General features: G+C 43.5%; 14 protein-coding genes, 3 tRNA genes and 1 other annotated feature. Of the genes, 6 read left to right on the top strand and 11 right to left on the bottom strand.

Annotated features, from left to right (window positions below; genetic code table 11):
- Positions 1 to 2 precede the first annotated feature (2 nt).
- Positions 3 to 992 (bottom strand): C40 family peptidase, encoded by a 990-nt coding sequence (locus QVO88_RS04985; protein ID WP_051706835.1) that lies wholly within the window; start codon positions 990 to 992, stop codon positions 3 to 5.
- Between the two features lie 648 nt (positions 993 to 1,640).
- On the opposite strand from QVO88_RS04985, the gene QVO88_RS04990 reads away from it, so the two are divergent.
- Positions 1,641 to 2,804, top strand: coding sequence for a leucine-rich repeat domain-containing protein (locus QVO88_RS04990; RefSeq protein ID WP_022287427.1), 1,164 nt, complete (start codon positions 1,641 to 1,643; stop codon positions 2,802 to 2,804).
- A 197-nt stretch (positions 2,805 to 3,001) separates the two neighbouring features.
- On the opposite strand, the gene QVO88_RS04995 is transcribed toward QVO88_RS04990, so the two are convergent.
- The 9 genes from QVO88_RS04995 to QVO88_RS05035 all read right to left on the bottom strand — a co-directional run bounded on the left by QVO88_RS04995 (position 3,002) and on the right by QVO88_RS05035 (position 10,028).
- A tRNA-His gene (locus QVO88_RS04995) sits at positions 3,002 to 3,079 on the bottom strand.
- A 54-nt stretch (positions 3,080 to 3,133) separates the two neighbouring features.
- Positions 3,134 to 3,210: transfer RNA gene (locus tag QVO88_RS05000), tRNA-Arg, on the bottom strand.
- 49 nt (positions 3,211 to 3,259) lie between these two features.
- A tRNA-Gly gene (locus tag QVO88_RS05005) sits at positions 3,260 to 3,333 on the bottom strand.
- Between the two features lie 139 nt (positions 3,334 to 3,472).
- Positions 3,473 to 4,213 carry a TVP38/TMEM64 family protein gene (locus QVO88_RS05010; RefSeq protein WP_022287428.1) on the bottom strand — a complete coding sequence of 247 codons (741 nt, stop codon included), beginning with the start codon at positions 4,211 to 4,213 and terminating at the stop codon, positions 3,473 to 3,475.
- Positions 4,214 to 4,226: 13 nt separating this feature from the next.
- On the bottom strand, positions 4,227 to 4,769 hold the full coding sequence (locus QVO88_RS05015; protein WP_046439958.1) for a hypothetical protein: 543 nt from the start codon (positions 4,767 to 4,769) through the stop codon (positions 4,227 to 4,229).
- A 6-nt stretch (positions 4,770 to 4,775) separates the two neighbouring features.
- Positions 4,776 to 5,399, bottom strand: coding sequence for a DnaJ domain-containing protein (locus QVO88_RS05020; protein WP_022287430.1), 624 nt, complete (start codon positions 5,397 to 5,399; stop codon positions 4,776 to 4,778).
- Positions 5,396 to 6,295 (bottom strand): DUF5685 family protein, encoded by a 900-nt coding sequence (locus QVO88_RS05025; protein WP_022287431.1) that lies wholly within the window; start codon positions 6,293 to 6,295, stop codon positions 5,396 to 5,398. The genes QVO88_RS05020 and QVO88_RS05025 overlap by 4 nt, the downstream gene beginning before the upstream one ends.
- Positions 6,296 to 6,529: 234 nt before the next feature.
- Positions 6,530 to 8,296: an ABC transporter ATP-binding protein gene (locus QVO88_RS05030; RefSeq protein ID WP_022287432.1), complete on the bottom strand. Its 1,767-nt coding sequence runs from the start codon at positions 8,294 to 8,296 to the stop codon at positions 6,530 to 6,532.
- Positions 8,289 to 10,028, bottom strand: coding sequence for an ABC transporter ATP-binding protein (locus QVO88_RS05035; protein ID WP_022287433.1), 1,740 nt, complete (start codon positions 10,026 to 10,028; stop codon positions 8,289 to 8,291). Before QVO88_RS05035 ends, QVO88_RS05030 begins: the two co-directional genes overlap by 8 nt.
- A gap of 288 nt (positions 10,029 to 10,316) precedes the next feature.
- Positions 10,317 to 10,555, top strand: a binding site (T-box leader).
- 65 nt (positions 10,556 to 10,620) lie between these two features.
- Here QVO88_RS05035 and tyrS point away from each other — a divergent pair.
- The 4 genes from tyrS (at position 10,621) to QVO88_RS05055 (ending at position 15,506) form a co-directional block, all read left to right on the top strand.
- A complete protein-coding gene (tyrS, locus tag QVO88_RS05040) occupies positions 10,621 to 11,838 on the top strand; it encodes a tyrosine--tRNA ligase (protein ID WP_022287434.1) in 1,218 nt (405 codons plus the stop codon).
- Between the two features lie 200 nt (positions 11,839 to 12,038).
- Positions 12,039 to 12,767: a polyphosphate polymerase domain-containing protein gene (locus tag QVO88_RS05045; RefSeq protein WP_022287435.1), complete on the top strand. Its 729-nt coding sequence runs from the start codon at positions 12,039 to 12,041 to the stop codon at positions 12,765 to 12,767.
- Complete coding sequence (locus QVO88_RS05050) at positions 12,760 to 13,464, top strand: DUF4956 domain-containing protein (RefSeq protein WP_022287436.1); 705 nt, start codon at positions 12,760 to 12,762, stop codon at positions 13,462 to 13,464. Before QVO88_RS05045 ends, QVO88_RS05050 begins: the two co-directional genes overlap by 8 nt.
- 98 nt (positions 13,465 to 13,562) lie before the next feature.
- On the top strand, positions 13,563 to 15,506 hold the full coding sequence (locus tag QVO88_RS05055; RefSeq protein ID WP_022287437.1) for a carbohydrate-binding domain-containing protein: 1,944 nt from the start codon (positions 13,563 to 13,565) through the stop codon (positions 15,504 to 15,506).
- A 228-nt stretch (positions 15,507 to 15,734) separates the two neighbouring features.
- Here the strand turns inward: QVO88_RS05055 and gap are convergent, their stop codons facing one another.
- Positions 15,735 to 16,772: a type I glyceraldehyde-3-phosphate dehydrogenase gene (gene gap / locus QVO88_RS05060; RefSeq protein ID WP_022287438.1), complete on the bottom strand. Its 1,038-nt coding sequence runs from the start codon at positions 16,770 to 16,772 to the stop codon at positions 15,735 to 15,737.
- Between the two features lie 429 nt (positions 16,773 to 17,201).
- Between gap and QVO88_RS05065 the strand changes: the two genes are divergently transcribed.
- Positions 17,202 to 18,284, top strand: coding sequence for a HAMP domain-containing sensor histidine kinase (locus QVO88_RS05065; protein WP_022287439.1), 1,083 nt, complete (start codon positions 17,202 to 17,204; stop codon positions 18,282 to 18,284).
- Positions 18,285 to 18,335 lie beyond the last annotated feature (51 nt).

Genomic DNA, 18,335 nt, shown 5'->3' on the forward strand with positions numbered 1-18,335 from the left:
TACTACAGTATTCTCCTGATAGTGTTTATCTTTCCGCAATACTTGATATTTGCAAGAGGCTGTATTCTGATCCCATAATATGTACTCATAGCATGGACTATTTTTCCACCGCCTATATACATTGCTACATGGCCATAGTTATTACAGATTATCAGGTCTCCTGCTTCTATATTCTTCAAAGACACTGCTTTTCCCATTTTCGCCTGCGAATATACGCTGTTATACATATTAACACCGGCTTTTCTATAGGCTTGCATTGTCAATCCACAGCAGTCCGTTGCCTTATACTTTGTTCCGCCCCAGACATATCTTCCGCCGTTCATGCTTGCGGCATAATCAACGGCTGTTTTTATTCTTGCTTTTCTCTCAGGTGTACGCTTCACACCTTTTCCTACCTTGACGTACTTACCCTTATGATCGCCTTCATTGATAAGGACATAATTTGCTCCGCCGATATTCTTGCTCTGACCTGCCACACGCTTATTTTTATCGGTAGTGAGAGTACCCGACACAGCCACAGAGGCTTTTGTTTTTGAGGATTTCTTGAACCTACCGTTTTTAAAGCTATAAAGCTGAACGTTTTTATCTATATAATAGTATGTTTTTGCTGCTGTCTTTACGTTGAGGACCGATGACTCTGACTTGGCACTGCCGTTTACCGCTTTGACGGTGACTTTATATTTTGTGGAAGCTTTAAGATAAAGCTTGCCGTCATTGGTTATATTTATATAGTTATCCTTTTTAAGTGCCTGCCATGTATATTTTCTTACATAGCGTCCGTTTACATAGACCTCAAATGTAGTCTTTGATGAAAAGCTGGTGAGATTTTTTACTCCTGCTTCTATTTTGTTTGAATACGCTTGTCTTTTTATCAAAACAGGTTTTGTCATCAAGTCAGCGGCAGAAGCTGTTATAACATTCACATAAGTCTTAGCGGATTCCTGCGGTGCAAATGCCACAAAGCTTATCATTATAACTGATGAAATTATCACTGCTGTTATTTTTCTTATTATGTTGATAACGGATCAGTCCTTTCCGGTTTTTGTATTCATGTACTTATACGATTTCATTTATACTATTATACACCGTAAATTATTACAATCTGTAATAATTAAGTTTCTATTTTGTAAACCTTTATGATAATATTATACATTTTTGTTTATCGTTAGTATATTAATCTCCTATTTTAATGCAGTTGTTGGTGCTTTCTTGCATTATCATGAACAGCATATCATTATTTATTAATATTATATAAATATAATTTATGACAATCTTACAAATATAAGAAAAACATCATCTTATGGTTTGGTCGATTTAATCAAGAAAATTCTACAAATTGGTATTAGTCTTTTGCATCACTTGCGAAAACGTTTGCTACTATAAAATTACAGCATTCTCAAAGATTGAGAACGATATGTGAAAACTAAAATTATTTTGCGTAAATTAATTGTGAAAAGTGACAAAAAAGCCGTTCACAATCAGTGAAAAAGTTCTGAAAATTAATTTTTTATAAATAAAATATTGCGAATACCATTGACAAACATAGTTTACTGTAGTATAATTTCATTAGAAAATACAGAAAACGTTTAAGTTCAGTTACGAGGTATATATTTATAGTGGGTATAATGGAGGTCACGCTGATGAAAAGCATTAATTTTATGGGCGACAATGGTTTCAAAGAAGCACTTGAGAGCGTTGGTGTAACTGCAAGCAGCAGTATCAGCAGCGAGAAGATCTCGGGCTGTTTTAAATATGTTACGGCTGACGATATGTGTATTATCACTGGATACTGCGGTGACAGCCATATCGAAGTGCTGGAGCTTCCTTTTGAGCTTCGTGGCAAAAAGGTCATAGCTGTTGCAGGCGGTGCTTTCGCACATCTTTACGACCTTAAATGTGCTGTTATCTCAAAGGACGTTGTTATCATCGGAAGAAAGGCATTTTACAAATGCTGTTCACTGGTGAATGTGACTATACCTGAGAGCGTAAGGTTTATTGGTGAGATGGCATTCTGCGGTTGTGAATCTCTGAGATTTGCGACTATACCTGACGGTGTGGAAAGGATACTGCCATTCACATTCTACAATTGCGACAGTTTGGAGAGAGCTGACCTGCCTGAGAGCGTAAGAGAGATCGGTGAGTCTGCATTCGGTTTCTGCTCTTCAATGAAAGAAATTTGTCTTAATGAAAATATAGTTTCCATAGGAAACGGAGCTTTCCAGAACTGCATTTCTCTGAGAGAGCTTGAGATACCGACAGCTATGATCGAGATCGCAGAGAATGCTTTCACATTCTGCTCAGGTCTGGAAGCGGTCTCTATACCATTTGGAATCGAGGCTGTTGGCGACTACGCATTCTTCGGCTGCTCTGCTCTGAAAAAGGTTGAGTTCGCAGGATCTGTAAGAAAGATAGGCGAGTGTGCATTTGCACTTTGTGAGAAGCTCGAGAGCGTTTATCTTCCTGATTCCGTTAGCAGAATAGGCAAGAGAGCGTTTGCTCAGAATACTGTAGTTAAGACGGTGAGGATATCAGGCAAGATCGCCTATGTTGGAAGCGAGGCTTTCCGTGGCTGTAATGCTTTGAGAGAAGTTGTTATCCCATCATCTGTGAAGAAGCTTGGCGCAAAGGCTTTCGTGGATTGCTCTGAGTTAAGAAGCGTTGTTATTCAGCATGGTGCCGATGGCATTGCGGAGGACGCTTTTGAGAGAGGTGCAGCCTTGATCACTGCTGACGCTGTTCCTGCACTTGATGACGAAACATTCAGGATAGCCGAGGCTGTTTACAACAAAAATTTCGCTTTATAAAATATATAACCTCTGGATCTGGGCGGCAGCTTTTAAGTTGCCGCCTTTTTTCTGTCTATTTTCAGGTGTGATATAATAATCCAAGTCGGTAGGATATAGGTCATTGTCGGTGGTACATAAAAAAAACGAGCGACCAAAGGTCGCCCTGCGATATGTAAACAAAAAAATACGTTCTGCATAATGCAGAACGTATTCAGTGGGGTGGGTAGTGAGATTCGAACTCACGGTCTTCAGTGCCACAAACTGACGCGTTAGGCCAGCTACGCTATACCCACCATACATATTAGAAGAAAATACTCGCAGCAGATTTTCATCTGGAACGAGTTTAATGGTACGCCATACTGGATTCGAACCAGTGACCTACCGCTTAGAAGGCGGTTGCTCTATCCAACTGAGCTAATGACGCATACTGTACTCATTAATATCTCAAACTCGGATAAAAGTTTAAGATATATTGGAGCGGGTGATGGGAATCGAACCCACATGACCAGCTTGGAAGGCTGGAGTTCTACCACTGAACTACACCCGCATACTGCCTGACCAGGCGTTTTTGGTGGTCTTTCAAGCTTACCGCTCAATCAACGATATTTATTATACCACTACAAGAGCCTTTTGTCAAGCACTTTTTTATATTTTTTTCATCTAAACTCAACTTTGTGCAATTTCACTTATTTGTTCTTTTTATGTTGTTTCATTTTATTCACTATAACATCTTTGAACAAAAAGCCAACGATACCTGCTACGAGAGCTACTCCAAGCACCACAAGTGCAACTGTGAAGTTGCCGCTTTTTACATTGCTCCCCAAAATCGTGGAGAGCATTATTGCCGGAAGTCTGCAAGGCATGACATAATAGAAAAAATCCTTCTTGCTTATGGGAGTCAGGGGGACGATATATGAGATAACGTCCTTGGGTATTCCCGGTATGAGATAGAGGATTATAAGGATAACGGTTAGCTTTTTCTCATTTTGCAGGAATTTGAATTTTTTTAGCTGTTTCTCGTCAACAAAGGCTTCCACTATTGGTCTGCCAAATTTTTTCACAAGCACGAATATTGCCATTGTGCCAAGGAGTGTACCTAAGAATGATAGCAACCCGCCCCAGAACCAGCCGAACAGCACTCCACCCACCACTTGTATAGGCGGTATGACCGCTATGACCACTTGAAGAGCTTGTATGAAAGTAAAGATAAGCACTCCCACAATGCCACTGTAGTTATCAAGCTTACGCTCCAAGGCTGCAATGCCTGCCTTGCTGTGAAGCGCTTTTATAAGAGGTATACACGCCACTGTAGCCATTGCTATGACCGCTATTATTGCAACAAGGCTTATTATCTGTATTTTTTTCTTGTGCCTTGCAGTTTGTATTTTCGCCTCGTTTAATATTTCTTTCTCTTGTTCTTCGTTCATAAAAACGTCACCGTCATTTTCTTCTGAGTATTTTTTTCCTAAACCAATTTATGTACATATCTGTCAACTGTGTGAGGGCATAGTCATAAATAAAGAAAAACAGGTTCGCCGCCGCCCACAGAACAAGCACGGCATACTTGCCAAACATCTCCATGCCCTCGAGCATATCCACCGAAGTAAAGATATACTGAAATGCCAAAAAGAAGATGACTATCGCCACATTGAACACTGCAAGCTTTATTGCCCACACCAATAGGCGGTTTTTCTTTTGGTCGAGATAATATTTAAGTATTGGATAATACCCCATGAACAATATGAAAAGCAGGGTTGCTTCATAATTTGGGGTTACGAAAATGCTCAGCAGGCTCACTGCACAATAGGTGGCTATCGCCCAGTTTTTATCCACCTCCACTATCATCACAACCATCATGAAGCCGGCGAAGGTCGGGATAGTATAATCGAGCATGGGCAAAAAGCTGCTTGAAAACATCAAAAGCAGGCAGACAGCAGAGCATATGCCGCCAAGTGCCACTCGAAAAGCTATTTTATTTCTCATGATTATTTAGCAGCACGGTATAAGGTCGCCGCCCATCATTTCACAGCAGCAGTCTGCACAGCAAAGGGAGGAACAGCAGTCAGGGCCGCTCATGCCGCCTGCTTGGTAGCCCTGAGTTGGGTTGCCGCTCATATAGCCGCTTCGCTGTCTGTTCATCTGGGCTAACACGCTTTGATACTCCATGTTATTAGGGTCGAGCTGGACGGCTCTTGTGAAGTTGTTATAAGCCTCATTGAGCCAGCCTCTGCGGTGGCAGATAGTGCCTTTAAGGAAATACCACTCGGCATTTCTTTCCGAGGAGGACACATTATCAAGTATCTGATCTGCCTGAGTATAGCTTCCGCTTTGGATAAGGCTTCTGATATAGCCTGAGTCAAAGCCCTGCGAAGAGGCATAGCCGTCATAGCCGCTTTCTGCGGACTGGTATCCTCCCCCACGTCTTGAAGTCATGATCTGATCGTAGGCGGCGTTTATCTCGGACATTTTCTCCTCAGCTACGTCAGCTAGGGGGTTATCCTGATACTGATCGGGGTGATATTTTTTCACAAGCTCTTTATAAGCTGATTTTATTTCAGCGTCTGAAGCTGTTGGGGATACGCCTAAAATTTTATAAGGGTCTTTGGAGATCATTGATCGTTATTTCCTTTCCTGTTATTGCGGAATTTTCCGCTTCTTATTTGAGTATAGACATTCTTAAGTCCAAGATACACGATATTATCAAGTATATCACGATATCTTTTAAGATTGAGCTTCACATAGATATCTGCCATTTCGCCCAGTGTGAAGTTTATGCTGTCATCGCAAAAGGCGTGGACTTGTTTCAGATAGTCAGCATTTATGCCCTCGGTGGGTGGAAATTTTGCAAGGAGCGGATTGTAGCTTTCACTCTCGTGGTCGTCGGGCAGGTCGTCAAGAGCGTCGCAGATATAGATAAATCTGCCGAGAAGGTAGCCGAATCGTTCAAGGAGCGGTCGGCGTTGGTCATGCTTGCTTGTAAGTCCGCCTGCAACGGCTTGCATCATAAGTGCGGTAGGCTCGCAGGCAAGGTCTATGCCTGCTGTTTTTTCACGCTCTATTTTATTTTGCAATTCCATTGCGTTTTCAACGGCAGGTGCAAGATCCGGATAAAGGCGAGCCGCTTTCTTATAGGGCTTTTTGAAAAAAGGCAGAAGTGCAAATGCGGCAAGCTTGCCTTTTAGCCCTTTATCGGCTATATCGTCACGGAGCTTATGATATGTGAGTATCACGGCGGCTGAGGACGTATATTTAAGATTGCAGGTACACTTTGCGCACATGGTCTTTTTAAGAGGGTGTGCGATACAGCGTTGCTTTTCTGCGTCAAGCTTCACTCCCCTCACAGAGAGATCCATAAGGGAGAGAAATGCGAAATCGTAGCTAAGGGTAAAGCGTGTCACAAAGCCATAGCGTCTGCCCATATCCTTACAAAGTCCGCAGTAGACAGCTTTATAGATATCATATTCAAACATTCGCATATAGGGTTTGAAAGGGCGGACATATCCGAACATAGGCACTCCTTAGGTTTTCGTTACTATACATTATAAAACACGATTGTGTATATCCCGTGAAATATATAACATTATACAACAATTTTAAGATAAAAGTCAATAATTTTTATGATAAAAATAAGGGTGGGGTAATGGAGAAATCGAAAAGACGGACGGGATAAAAAAATAGGGCAAAATACAAAAGGGCGACCAAAGGCCGCCCATACATCAGATTTTTATAAACAAACGCTGGGATCAGGTCACAGCAAACTGTGAGTTATAGAGATCGGCATAGAAGCCGTTCTTTGCCATAAGCTCATCATGACTTCCCTGCTCTACTATGTGTCCTGAATCCATTACTATGATAGTATCTGCGTTCTTGATAGTAGAAAGTCTATGGGCGATTATAAAGCTCGTTCTGCCCTGCATCATTTTCTCAAAGGCACGCTGTACCAATATCTCCGTACGGGTATCTATAGACGATGTAGCTTCGTCCAGAATGAGCATTGGCGGCAGCGAGAGCATTACTCGTGCGATACAGAGAAGCTGTTTCTGTCCTGCGGAGATAGTGCTGTAGCTGTCTGAAATAACGGTATCATAGCCCTTTGGCAGACGCTTTATAAAGCCGTGACAATGGGCTGACTTGGCGGCGGCTATCATTTCTTCCTCGGTGGCGTCAGGCTTGCCGTAGCAGAGGTTCTCTCTTATGGTGCCTGTTTTCAGCCACGTTTCCTGCAAGACCATGCCGTACATACTTCTCATGGAGTCACGGGTACAATCCTTTATAGGCTCGCCGCTTATGCGTATCTCGCCGCTGTCGGTATCATAGAACCTCATTAGGAGGTTTATCATGGTGGTCTTGCCGCAGCCTGTTGGTCCTACGATAGCTGTACGCTGACCGCTCTTTACATGGAGGTTAAAATTCTCGATAAGCTTCACATCAGGCACATAGCTAAATGACACGTTGTCAACGTCTAATGTGCCGTCAACGGAGGTAAGGACAGTAGCGTTAGAGCTGTCAGGTATCTCCTCTGTTTCGTCTATGACCTCAAAGACACGCTTTGCAGAAGCAAATGCACTTTGAAGCTCGGTGATAACGCCTGATATTTCATTGAAAGGCTTTGTATACTGATTTGCATAGGTGAGGAAACAGCTAAGGTTTCCTACTGTAAAGCCCACGCCTTTTATTACAGAGAGTGCGCCCACGATACCGACAGCCATGTAGACGAGGTTGTTTACAAAACGTGTGCATGGGTTGGTGAGTGAGGAGAAGAATGTGGCGTTAAGTCCAACTTTCTGGAGTTTCAGATTCACTTCTTCAAACTGCTCCTCAGCTTCTTCCTGATAGCCGAATGCTGTTACTACCTTCTGATTGCCTGTCATTTCCTCAACAAGGCTGGTCATGTCGCCTCTTGCAACTGATTGCTGGTGGAAAAGCTTGAATGTGTTCTTGGCGATAAATCTTGCGACAAATAGGGAAAGCGGAGTGAGGATAACCACGATAAGGGTTATTTTCACGTTTATGGAGAGCATGAAGCCAAGTGTACCAAAAATTGTACATACGCCTGTGAAGAGCTGTGAAAAGCCCATGAGAAGTCCGTCTGACACCTGCTCCAAGTCGGAGATTATACGGCTGATTATATCACCGTGAGGGTGGGAGTCGATATAAGAAAGGGGTAGCTTTTGGAGCTTTGCGAAAGCATCGTTTCGGATATCTCTTACCACGCAATAGGTTATCTTATTTGTACAAAGTGACATGAGCCACTGGGCAATGCCTGTTACGGTGACTGTTACGCCAAGCTTGATGATGATATTGATAATTCCGTCAAAATCTACAAGTCCCTTGGCTATGATAAGGTCAACGGCGTTACCAACGAGGATAGGAGCATAAAGGGTGGTGGCAACGGTTATGACTGCAAAGACCATGGACAGTATGAACAGCCACATATGCGGTTTTGCGTATTTGAGAAGCGGTCTGAGAGCCGAGGTATCAAGCTTGTTTTTTGTGCTTTGCTTAGCCATTTGCCTGCGCCTCCTTTTCTGAAAGCTGTGAAAGGCAAATTTCTTTATATACCTCGCAGCCGTTATAAAGCTCTGAATGAGTGCCGATACCTGCTATTTTGCCATCGTCAAGAACGATTATCTTATCGGCACTTTTTATAGATGAGATCCTCTGTGAAACTATGAAAACGGTCATGCCGCTTGTTTTTTCGTGGATAGCTTTTCTTAGTCTTGCATCTGTGGCAAGGTCAAGGGCGGAGGCTGAGTCATCGAGAATGAGTATCTCAGGATCACCGACCAATGCTCTTGCAATGGTAAGTCTTTGACGCTGACCGCCTGAGAGGTTTTTGCCCTCCTGCAAGATCATTTCGTCAAGCTTATCAGGCTTTTTCTCTACAAAGTCTTTTGCCTGAGCAATGTCAAGAGCGTTCCAGATATCCTCGTCCGTGGCGTTTTTATCACGCCACTGCATATTGTGTCTTATAGTACCCTTAAAGAGGACAGCTTTCTGAGGAACAATGCCTATCATACCTCTGAGCTGTGAGAATGGGTACTCTTTTACGTCAACGCCGTCAACGAGGACTTCGCCCTGACGGACGTCATAAAATCTTGGTATAAGGTTGATAAGAGAGGTCTTACCTGAACCTGTACCACCGATTATACCGATAGTTTCGCCTTTCATGGCTTTGAAGCTTATATCCGAAAGGGAGTCGGCTTCGGCTGATGCGTACGAGAAGAAACAGTTCCTAAACTCTACGCATGGGGCATTACCGTCTGTTGTGACGGATTTATTATCCTTATCGGATACACTTGGCTCCACAGCGAAAACGTCATTAATTCTGATAGCGGACGCCTGCATTTTGGTGATATTTGTAACGAGTATCGCCATATCAAGGAGTGCTAATAGTATCTGGTTCATATAGTTTACAAGGGCTATCACTTCGCCCTGTGAGATAGAGCCTGAATAAACTGTTTTGCCGCCAAACCAAATGATAGCGATGATAGCGAAGTTTACGATAACATAGGTGGCAGGATTCATGAGGGCGGAAATTCTTCCTGCAATTATCTGCTGACGTCTAAGTTCTTCGGTATTATCAGCGAACTCTTTCTCCTCGTCTTTCTGACGGGAAAAGGCTCTGATAACTCTTGCGCCTGTGAGAGTTTCGCTTGTCATAAGGTTAGTTTTATCCAGCTTTTTCTGGATATTCTTATACTGCGGTATAGTGATGTGCATTATAAGGTAGATAACATAGGCAAGGCAAGGTGCGATTATCAGGAAGATAAGAGTAAGCTTTACTGATATGGAAAACGCCATTATGATAGAACCAAGCACTATAAAAGGTGAACGGAGGAAAAGACGAAGGAGGATATTCACGCCCTGCTGAGCGGTATTGATATCCGCTGTCATTCGTGTGACGAGGGTATGGCTTCCAACGCTGTCTATTTCCGCATAGGACAGTGAATTGATATGCTTGAAAAGGTCACGTCTGAGGGCTGTTCCAAAGCCCAATGACGCTTTTGCAGCAAAATACTGAGCAGTCAGCGAACACGCGAGTCCGCAGAAGGCGAGGAGAACAAGCACGCCGCCCATTTTATAGATGTAGGGCTTATCTTGATTTTTTATACCCACGTCAATGATATTAGCCATAACGAGTGGCACTGCAAGCTCGAAGCAGGCTTCGATAAGCTTAAACAGCGGACCGATTATGCTTTCTTTTTTATAGTTTTTCAGATACCTAAAAAGCTTCAGCATTTTTCTTTCTCCCAACTAAATAAAATCATATAAATTTTATTATATCATATGTTTTTGTACAATTGTAGACGAATAAGTTAATTCTTTAAAAAAGTGGGGGATAATGCAGGGGTAAAAAGTTTGCCCCTACAATAATCATCGCCGCAGGCGATACCTTCATTCCTCATTTCTCACTCCTCATTCCTCATTCCTCATTCCTCATTCCTCATTCCTCACTCCTCATTCCTCACTTCTAGCAAAAAGGGGTTGACAAAAGGGTGAAAGTGTGCTATAGTCATATCAATAGGTTTAAATGCTATGACGGAAATAAGTAGCCTTTTGCGAAATTTCAGAGAGCTTTCGGTCGGTGCGAGAAAGCATTTCTACAAAGTGTGAATACATTCCTGAGCTGTTCGCTGAGAAAGCTTTTGCGTAAGGCGAAACGGTTTGCACACGTTACCGTGCTATGGCTTCGCTTTCTGCTGAGCCTGTAAGGTCGGGAGTTTCCCCGATAAACTGAGGTGGTACCACGATAATTCGTCCTCTGACAGATATTCTGTCAGGGGATTTTTTTATTTATGTACCGCAAAAAAATAATACGGAGGTATGAAAAATGACAGTATTTGAAGAACTGAAAAGAAGAGGTCTTCTCGCTCAGCTCACTGACGAGGAGGAGATAAAGGAGCTTATCAACGCTGGTAAGGCTACTTTCTACATTGGTTTTGACCCAACTGCTGATTCTCTACACGTTGGTCACTTTATGGCGCTTTGTCTTATGAAGCGTTTGCAAATGGCAGGCAACAAGCCTATCGTTCTTATCGGAGGCGGTACGGCTATGATAGGCGACCCGTCAGGCAAAACAGATATGAGAAAAATGATGACAAAGGAAACTATCAACCACAATGTTGAATGTTTCAAAAAGCAGATGTCACACTTCATTGATTTTTCTGATGACAAGGCTATTATCGTAAACAATGGCGATTGGCTTCTCGACCTTAATTATGTGGACGTACTTCGTGACGTTGGCGCTTGCTTCTCTGTAAACAAGATGCTTACATTCGAGTGCTACAAGCAGAGAATGGAAAGGGGTCTTACTTTCCTTGAATTTAACTACATGATAATGCAGTCCTACGATTTCTACAGACTTTTCCAGGATTACGGCTGTAATATGCAGTTCGGCGGTGACGATCAGTGGGCTAATATGCTGGGCGGCACTGAGCTTATTAGAAAGAAGCTTGGCAAGGACGCTTATGCAATGACTATCACTCTCCTGCTCAACTCTGAGGGCAAGAAAATGGGCAAGACAGAAAAGGGCGCAGTATGGCTCGACCCTGAAAAAACTTCTCCATACGAGTTCTATCAGTATTGGAGAAACGTTGGCGACGCTGATGTTATCAAGTGCCTGAAGATGCTCACATTCGTTCCTATCGAGGAGATAGAGGAAATGGAGAAACACATGGAGGGTGCTGAATACAACAAGGCTAAGGAGCTTTTGGCTTACGAGCTGACAAAGCTTGTTCACGGCAAGGAGGAGGCTGACAAGGCTGACGCTGCGGCAAAGGCTATTTTTGCAGGCGGTGGAAACAGCGACGATATGCCTAGCACGACTATTGCGGCGGCTGATCTTACTGACGGCAAGATAGGTATTCTTACGCTTCTCGTTAAGTGCGGACTTTGCCCTTCAAATGGCGAGGCTAGACGTCTTGTTACACAGAACGGTATTGCAGTGAATGGCGAGAAGTTCACTGACCCTAAGGGTCTTGTTGATCTCTCTGAGCCTGTTGTTATCAAAAAGGGTAAGAAGATCTTCCACAAGGCTATTGCGGAATAATATAGTGCAAAATAATTTCCACGGGTGGACAGAAGTTCACCCGTTTTTTGTATACAAATATATGGTATTTTGCAATATTCATAAACATTCACACAAAATACATATAAGGTTTAGCTATATTTAAAGTTATTCATATATACTTTTAATCAAAGGAAAGTTTACACGAAGCATACGAAAAAATCACGAAAAGAGGCGTGGATATGAATGGCAATCAGGAAGTGTTCAGACGGATAGAGAAAAAATATATCGTTGATGAACCGACTTATGAAAAGCTTATAAAAAAGCTCGATGGGCATTTTGTCAAAGACAGATATTACAAAAGCACTATCTGCAACATATATTATGACACACCAAGTCATCAGCTTGTGAGAAACTCCATTGAAAAGCCTGTTTACAAGGAAAAGCTGAGAGTGAGGAGCTACGGCGTACCTAATGATGAAGACATGGTCTTTGTGGAGCTTAAAAAGAAATACAAGGGTGTGGTCTATAAGAGGCGTATTGAAATGACTCTTGCACAGACCCGTGATTTCTTTGTAGGCAAAGAGGTACCTCATGATAATCCGCAGATAGAGAACGAGCTGAAATATTTTCTCAAATTCTATGAGGGCATTGCTCCTGCTATGTATCTTAGCTATGACAGGCTTGCTTACTGCGGTGCGGAAGACCCGTCCCTTAGGCTGACCTTTGACACGCACATTCTTTACCGTGAGGAGCAAAAGGAGCTTGACAAGGGCATATGGGGAAAAGAGCTTCTGCCTGCTGGCATGAGGGTAATGGAGATAAAGATACCAAATGCTATGCCACTTTGGTTATCGGCTATACTTGATGAACTGGAGATATATCCTGCGTCATTCTCAAAATACGGAACTGCGTATCTTAACGAGTTTTCTGAAAAAATACATAAAGGTAAGGTGATAAGCTGTGCTTAATTCAACTACTCTTGCGGCTACTACTGTGACCACCACTGAAACGACCGTGGCGGCGATAACTACAAACGAATTTATTTTCTGCACTGCGGCGTCTTTGGTGCTTGGTCTTATAATAGCGTTTGCATTCAACTTTAGGCAGAAAAAGACAAAAAGCTTTATGATGACGCTTGCTTTGCTGCCTGTGATAGTACAGGTAGTGATAATGCTTGTAAACGGAAACATCGGTACTGGTGTGGCTGTTATGGGTGCATTCAGCTTGGTAAGATTCCGTTCTGTACCGGGAAGTGCAATGGACATTTGTGCTATATTCCTTTCAATGGCGGTTGGTCTTGCGACGGGCACGAACCACTTGGCGTTGGCTCTTATGCTTGCTGTGTGCGTGAGCCTGCTGAACATTATTTACACGCTTCTGCCTATTGGCAAAAAGAAGTCGGGTCACAAGGATCTTAGTATCACTATCCCTGAAAGCCTTGATTACACTGAGGTATTTGACGATATATTTGAAAAGTATCTTTCAGAATGTGAGCTTGTTTCGGTAAAGACCACAAATATGGGAAGCCTTTTCAAGCTGAGATATCGCATAGAGCTAAAGGGTGATGCTAACGAAAAGCAGCTTATTGACGAACTTAGATGCAGAAACGGCAACCTTGAGATAATGTGTGCAGTGGCAGCAGACATTGAGGAACAATCATTCTGACAAAATAACAAAAGTATCCATAAGCAAAACCGCACAAGGCTAAAGCGGTCTTGTGCGGCTTTTTTCAACCTTTTTTACCATACAAGGGGGTATTGTTCATGAAAATTTCGGACACTAAAAAGCTAGCAGCTATCACGGCGGCGTTTTTTATCACGGTAACTGCTTTTTCAGGCTGTTCAGAGAGTGCAAATTCATCACAGACCACAAGCAGTGTTTCTCAGGCGGCAAAGTCTGACATTGACGCAAGCATTGCGGCAGAGGACATTGACGTTGGATATGACGAGGAAAGCTCAGTAGGGATCAGATTTGCTGATGGCAGTGCGGCTATAGACAGTGAGGGTGCGACCGCTGAGGGGGAAACTGTTACCATATCGCAGGCAGGCACTTACATTCTTTCAGGCACGGCGACCAACGGCAGGATAATCGTTTCAGCGGACAAGACGGCTGAAATAAAGCTTATTTTCAATGGAGTTGACATAACTTGTGCTGACAACGCTCCCCTGCTTGTGAGCAAAGCTAAAAAAGTTTATATCGTGCTGGAGGACGGAACAGAGAACGTTTTGACGGACAGTGCAAGCTACTCTTTAGGAGAAGATGACAGCAACACAGACGGTGCTATTTTCTCCAAAGCCGACCTTACTATAAACGGCAGCGGTACACTTACTGTGAATGCGAACTACAAGCACGGCATAGTTTCAAAGGACGATCTTGTTATCACTGACGGCAATATCAATGTGACCTCGGCTTCAACCGCCATGGAGGGCAAGGACAGCGTTAAGATATCTGGCGGAACATTCAACATTTCCGCAGGCACGAACGGCATAAAATCCACTAACACAGAGACTTCTGACAAAGGCTTTATAAGCGTGACAGGGGGAAGCTTCACAGTAGTCGCAAACAATGACGCATTCGAGGCGGAAACTGTGCTTTCTATCGAGGGCGGAAGCTTTGACATCACCACAGGCGGTGGAAGTGCAAACGCTTCTATGAAGTCTGACGGCACGCCAAACAGAAATTGGCAGAACAACATGAGCAACGGTGGTGGTGGTCCGAACGGAATGGGCAGACCTGACGATAACGGAAACGGCACGGGAGGCAAACCGCCTGCAATGCCTACGTCTGACGACACAGGGCTTACCATAGAAACTGCTGCTAACACGACCACTGACAGCACAGATACAACGGACAGCACTTCAACATCTGCAAAGGCTTTAAAGGCAGGCAGCGAGGTAAACATAAGCGACGGCGAGTTCAAGATAGATTCGGCAGACGATTCAGTACACAGCAACGGAAACATTGTTATAACAGGGGGAAACATTTCTGCGGCATCGGGTGACAATGGAATGCACGCTGACGGAAATCTGACCATATCAGACGGCATTGTAGACATCACAAAGAGCTACGAGGGTATCGAGGGGTCTATCGTAACAATAGACGGTGGCACCATATCAGTGGTAGCAAGCGATGACGGAATAAACTGCGCAGGCGGAAGCGACACTGGATCAACAGACAGAATGGATGCTGACCAATTCTCGTCACAGGACGGTGTTGAACTTAACATCAACGGAGGAACTGTAACCATTGACGCTGACGGCGACGGACTTGACTCAAATGGCAACTTCACAATGGCAGGCGGTACAGTTTACGTTTGCGGACCTACTAACGGTGGCAACGGTGCACTTGACTACAACGGCACTGCAACTGTAACAGGGGGAACGCTCATCGCCTGTGGTGCAGTTGGAATGGAAGAAGGCTTCGGTGACAGCTCCACACAATACAGTGTTCTGCACGATCTTGGTTCGACAGTTTCAGCAAACGAAAAACTGACTATCACTGACAGTGACGGCAAGGAGATCTTAAGCTTTACCCCTACAAAGACTTGGCAGAGCGTTGTATTCACAACCGCTGACCTGAAGGAAGGCGAAACCTACACCATTACGGCAGGGTCGCAGTCGGAAACCGTGACTATTGACGGCATTGTTACTTCTAATTCCACGGGAATGAGCTTTGGCAGAGGTCATGGCGGAGGACGTGGTTTCTGATATGAACGACAAAAGGACGAACTTGGGGTTCGTCCTTTTTTTGTGTTGCCATAAGGCTGCGATTGGCAAGCGGACGACCAAAGGTCGCCCCTACATTTGTGTAATATAAATCGTAGGGACTAACAGTGTTTACCCATTTTTGCTCACCTTTGTTGTATACATACGCAAAAAAAGACCGCCTCATGATGAAGCGGTCTTTAGTAAGCAATTTAGTTTTGGCTGTGCAGATTATGCAAGTTCAGCAAAGTACTTGATTGTTCTTACCATCTGTGATGTGTAAGAGTTCTCGTTGTCGTACCAAGAAACTACCTGTACCTCATAGAGGTCATCAGCGATCTTAGATACCATTGTCTGAGTAGCATCGAAGAGTGAACCAAATCTCATGCCGATAACGTCAGAAGAAACGATTGGATCCTCGTTGTAGCCAAATGACTCAGAAGATGCAGCCTTCATAGCAGCGTTGATGCCTTCAACTGTTACGTCAGCACCCTTTACAACTGCTGTAAGGATTGTTGTTGAACCAGTTGGAACTGGAACTCTCTGTGCAGAACCGATGAGCTTGCCGTTAAGCTCTGGGATAACAAGACCGATAGCCTTTGCAGCACCTGTTGAGTTAGGAACGATGTTTGCAGCACCAGCTCTTGCTCTTCTCAGGTCACCCTTTCTGTGAGGACCGTCAAGGATCATCTGGTCGCCTGTGTAAGCATGGATAGTGCTCATGATACCGCTCTGGATAGGAGCATACTTGTTAAGAGCATTAGCCATAGGAGCAAGACAGTTTGTTGTGCAAGATGCAGCAGAAATGATTGTATCGTCTGCTGTAAGTGTCTTCTCGTTTACTGAGTAAACGATAGTCTTGAGGTCGTTACCAGCAGGAGCTGAGATAACTACCTTCTTAGCACCAGCATCGAGGTGAGCCTGGCTCTTAGCCTTTGATGTATAGAAGCCTGTGCACTCGAGAACTACGTCTACACCAAGCTTGCCCCAAGGACAATCCTTAGCGTCCTTTTCTGCATAAATCTGAAGAGTCTTGCCGTCAACAGTGATAGTATTAGCCTCATCGTCAGCTGATACTGTGTGAAGGTTCTCACCGATCTTACCACAGTAACCGCCCTGAGCTGTATCATACTTAAGAAGATCAGCGAGCATTGAAGGCTTTGTCAGGTCGTTGATTGCAACTACCTCGTAGCCCTCTGCGCCAAACATCTGTCTGAATGCAAGACGTCCAATACGTCCAAAACCATTAATTGCGACTTTAACTGCCATAATTAATTTACCTCCTAAAAATTTTTCTGTATTTATTATACTACATTTTTCTATACATTGCAAGTGTTTTTACAAAAAACTTAGAACTTTTTTTCTTTAAGGCAATACCGCACAAAGATTGTGCGTCAGATGCGTAGTCAGATTTTTTCGTCAGGTCACATAAAAATTCCGCAGGCATACTGTCATATGTCAAGGGATTTTTGTGTGATATGACGGAAAATCTGCAAGCAGATGGCGTGCAAAGCCGTCAGGCGGGCTTTGTGCGGTGTTGCCTTAAAACTTCACCGTAAAGCCATCTGAGTCTTGATCCGTCAAAGCACTGCTAAATTCTTTAAAATATGATCAAATATTGATGATTTTTTATTGACTACCCCGACAGTTTAGGTTATAATATTTACATGAGATCTTTATGAAAGGCAGGCTAACAAAGTGGAACTGACATCTTCTGTGAAAGAGATATACGCTCAGTCTGAGGAAAACATTATCCTCACTGACGCTGAGCTTAATGTCATTTGGAAAAATCATGGTGATCTGCCTGATGTTATAGATATTTCTGCTTTATGCGATACTCCGGAAAACGCTTTCATTCTGCCTGTTGAAAAGACAGCTACCTTTGAATATAAGGGCAGGTTTGCAGACTCGGCGGCAATGCGGTTTGAACCACTGAGAGATAATGGCATTATAACGAATTATCTCATACACTATTACTCCTGCATGGACATAGAACGTCTTTCGGACAAGTCTGGATATTTACGCTTCAAATCGAATTTTCTCGGCAACATAAGGATGGAGCTTTCTAAAATGTTAGCGATGCTTGACAGCCAAAAGAAATCCTTCTCTTCAAAAGCCGGCACTGAATATGAGCATTTTGACCATGAGGCAAGGCTTCGTATACTAAAGACATTTTCCGCAACGGTGAACATGACAGAACTTGCAAAATATTTCAGTGGCAATTTCACAACTGAATATCAGAGCCTATCAGACATATGCGGTGAGGTATGCGACGAAGAAGGCAATTTGCTTGAGGAGGACGGATGTATTTTCAGATACTCCATTGACCCGTGCATTTATTTTGAAACAAACAAAAGCCTTATTAAAAATGTGCTTGTAAATCTGCTTGTGAACGCATATATGTACAATGACAAGGAACAGCGGCAGGTGGAGCTTATCCTAAAAACCGAGGACGACAGGATAATACTGTCAGTAAGTGATAACGGCAATGGCATGACAGACGATGTATGGCAGGCGGCTATCACGCCATTTGGCACATTCCAGAAATACAGTAGCAGCGAGGCGTTGGGGCTTGCACTGGCAAAATGCTTTTGCGACCGTTTTGACGGTGAACTAAGCTATCGCAGCGAGATCGGCAAAGGCACTTGTGTGACCATGAGTTTCCCATGTGACAGCCGTGGTTTGCCAAAAGAGTTTCATGTGAGCAGAATGCCACCCATACCGAACCCATACGGCAGTACCTACTGCATAATGGCTAAAGGGCTTGACCCGCTGAAATAGGATAGATAAACACTTGGAACAGACAAACAAATTTTAATATAATGCGCAGCG

Source organism: Ruminococcus sp. CAG:57, from assembly GCF_000435935.1.
GTDB classification, from domain to species: domain Bacteria; phylum Bacillota; class Clostridia; order Oscillospirales; family Ruminococcaceae; genus Hominimerdicola; species Hominimerdicola aceti.

Excerpts from the sequence above, each read along its gene's own strand:
- QVO88_RS05025 (WP_022287431.1), bottom strand. The coding sequence starts at position 6,295 with ATGTTCGGATATGTCCGCCCTTTCAAACCCTATATGCGAATGTTTGAA.
- QVO88_RS05015 (WP_046439958.1), bottom strand. The coding sequence starts at position 4,769 with ATGAGAAATAAAATAGCTTTTCGAGTGGCACTTGGCGGCATATGCTCT.
- QVO88_RS04990 (WP_022287427.1), top strand. The coding sequence starts at position 1,641 with ATGAAAAGCATTAATTTTATGGGCGACAATGGTTTCAAAGAAGCACTT.
- tyrS (WP_022287434.1), top strand. The coding sequence starts at position 10,621 with ATGACAGTATTTGAAGAACTGAAAAGAAGAGGTCTTCTCGCTCAGCTC.
- gap (WP_022287438.1), bottom strand. The coding sequence starts at position 16,772 with ATGGCAGTTAAAGTCGCAATTAATGGTTTTGGACGTATTGGACGTCTT.
- QVO88_RS05010 (WP_022287428.1), bottom strand. The coding sequence starts at position 4,213 with ATGAACGAAGAACAAGAGAAAGAAATATTAAACGAGGCGAAAATACAA.
- QVO88_RS05045 (WP_022287435.1), top strand. The coding sequence starts at position 12,039 with ATGAATGGCAATCAGGAAGTGTTCAGACGGATAGAGAAAAAATATATC.
- QVO88_RS05035 (WP_022287433.1), bottom strand. The coding sequence starts at position 10,028 with ATGCTGAAGCTTTTTAGGTATCTGAAAAACTATAAAAAAGAAAGCATA.
- QVO88_RS05030 (WP_022287432.1), bottom strand. The coding sequence starts at position 8,296 with ATGGCTAAGCAAAGCACAAAAAACAAGCTTGATACCTCGGCTCTCAGA.
- QVO88_RS05020 (WP_022287430.1), bottom strand. The coding sequence starts at position 5,399 with ATGATCTCCAAAGACCCTTATAAAATTTTAGGCGTATCCCCAACAGCT.
- QVO88_RS05055 (WP_022287437.1), top strand. The coding sequence starts at position 13,563 with ATGAAAATTTCGGACACTAAAAAGCTAGCAGCTATCACGGCGGCGTTT.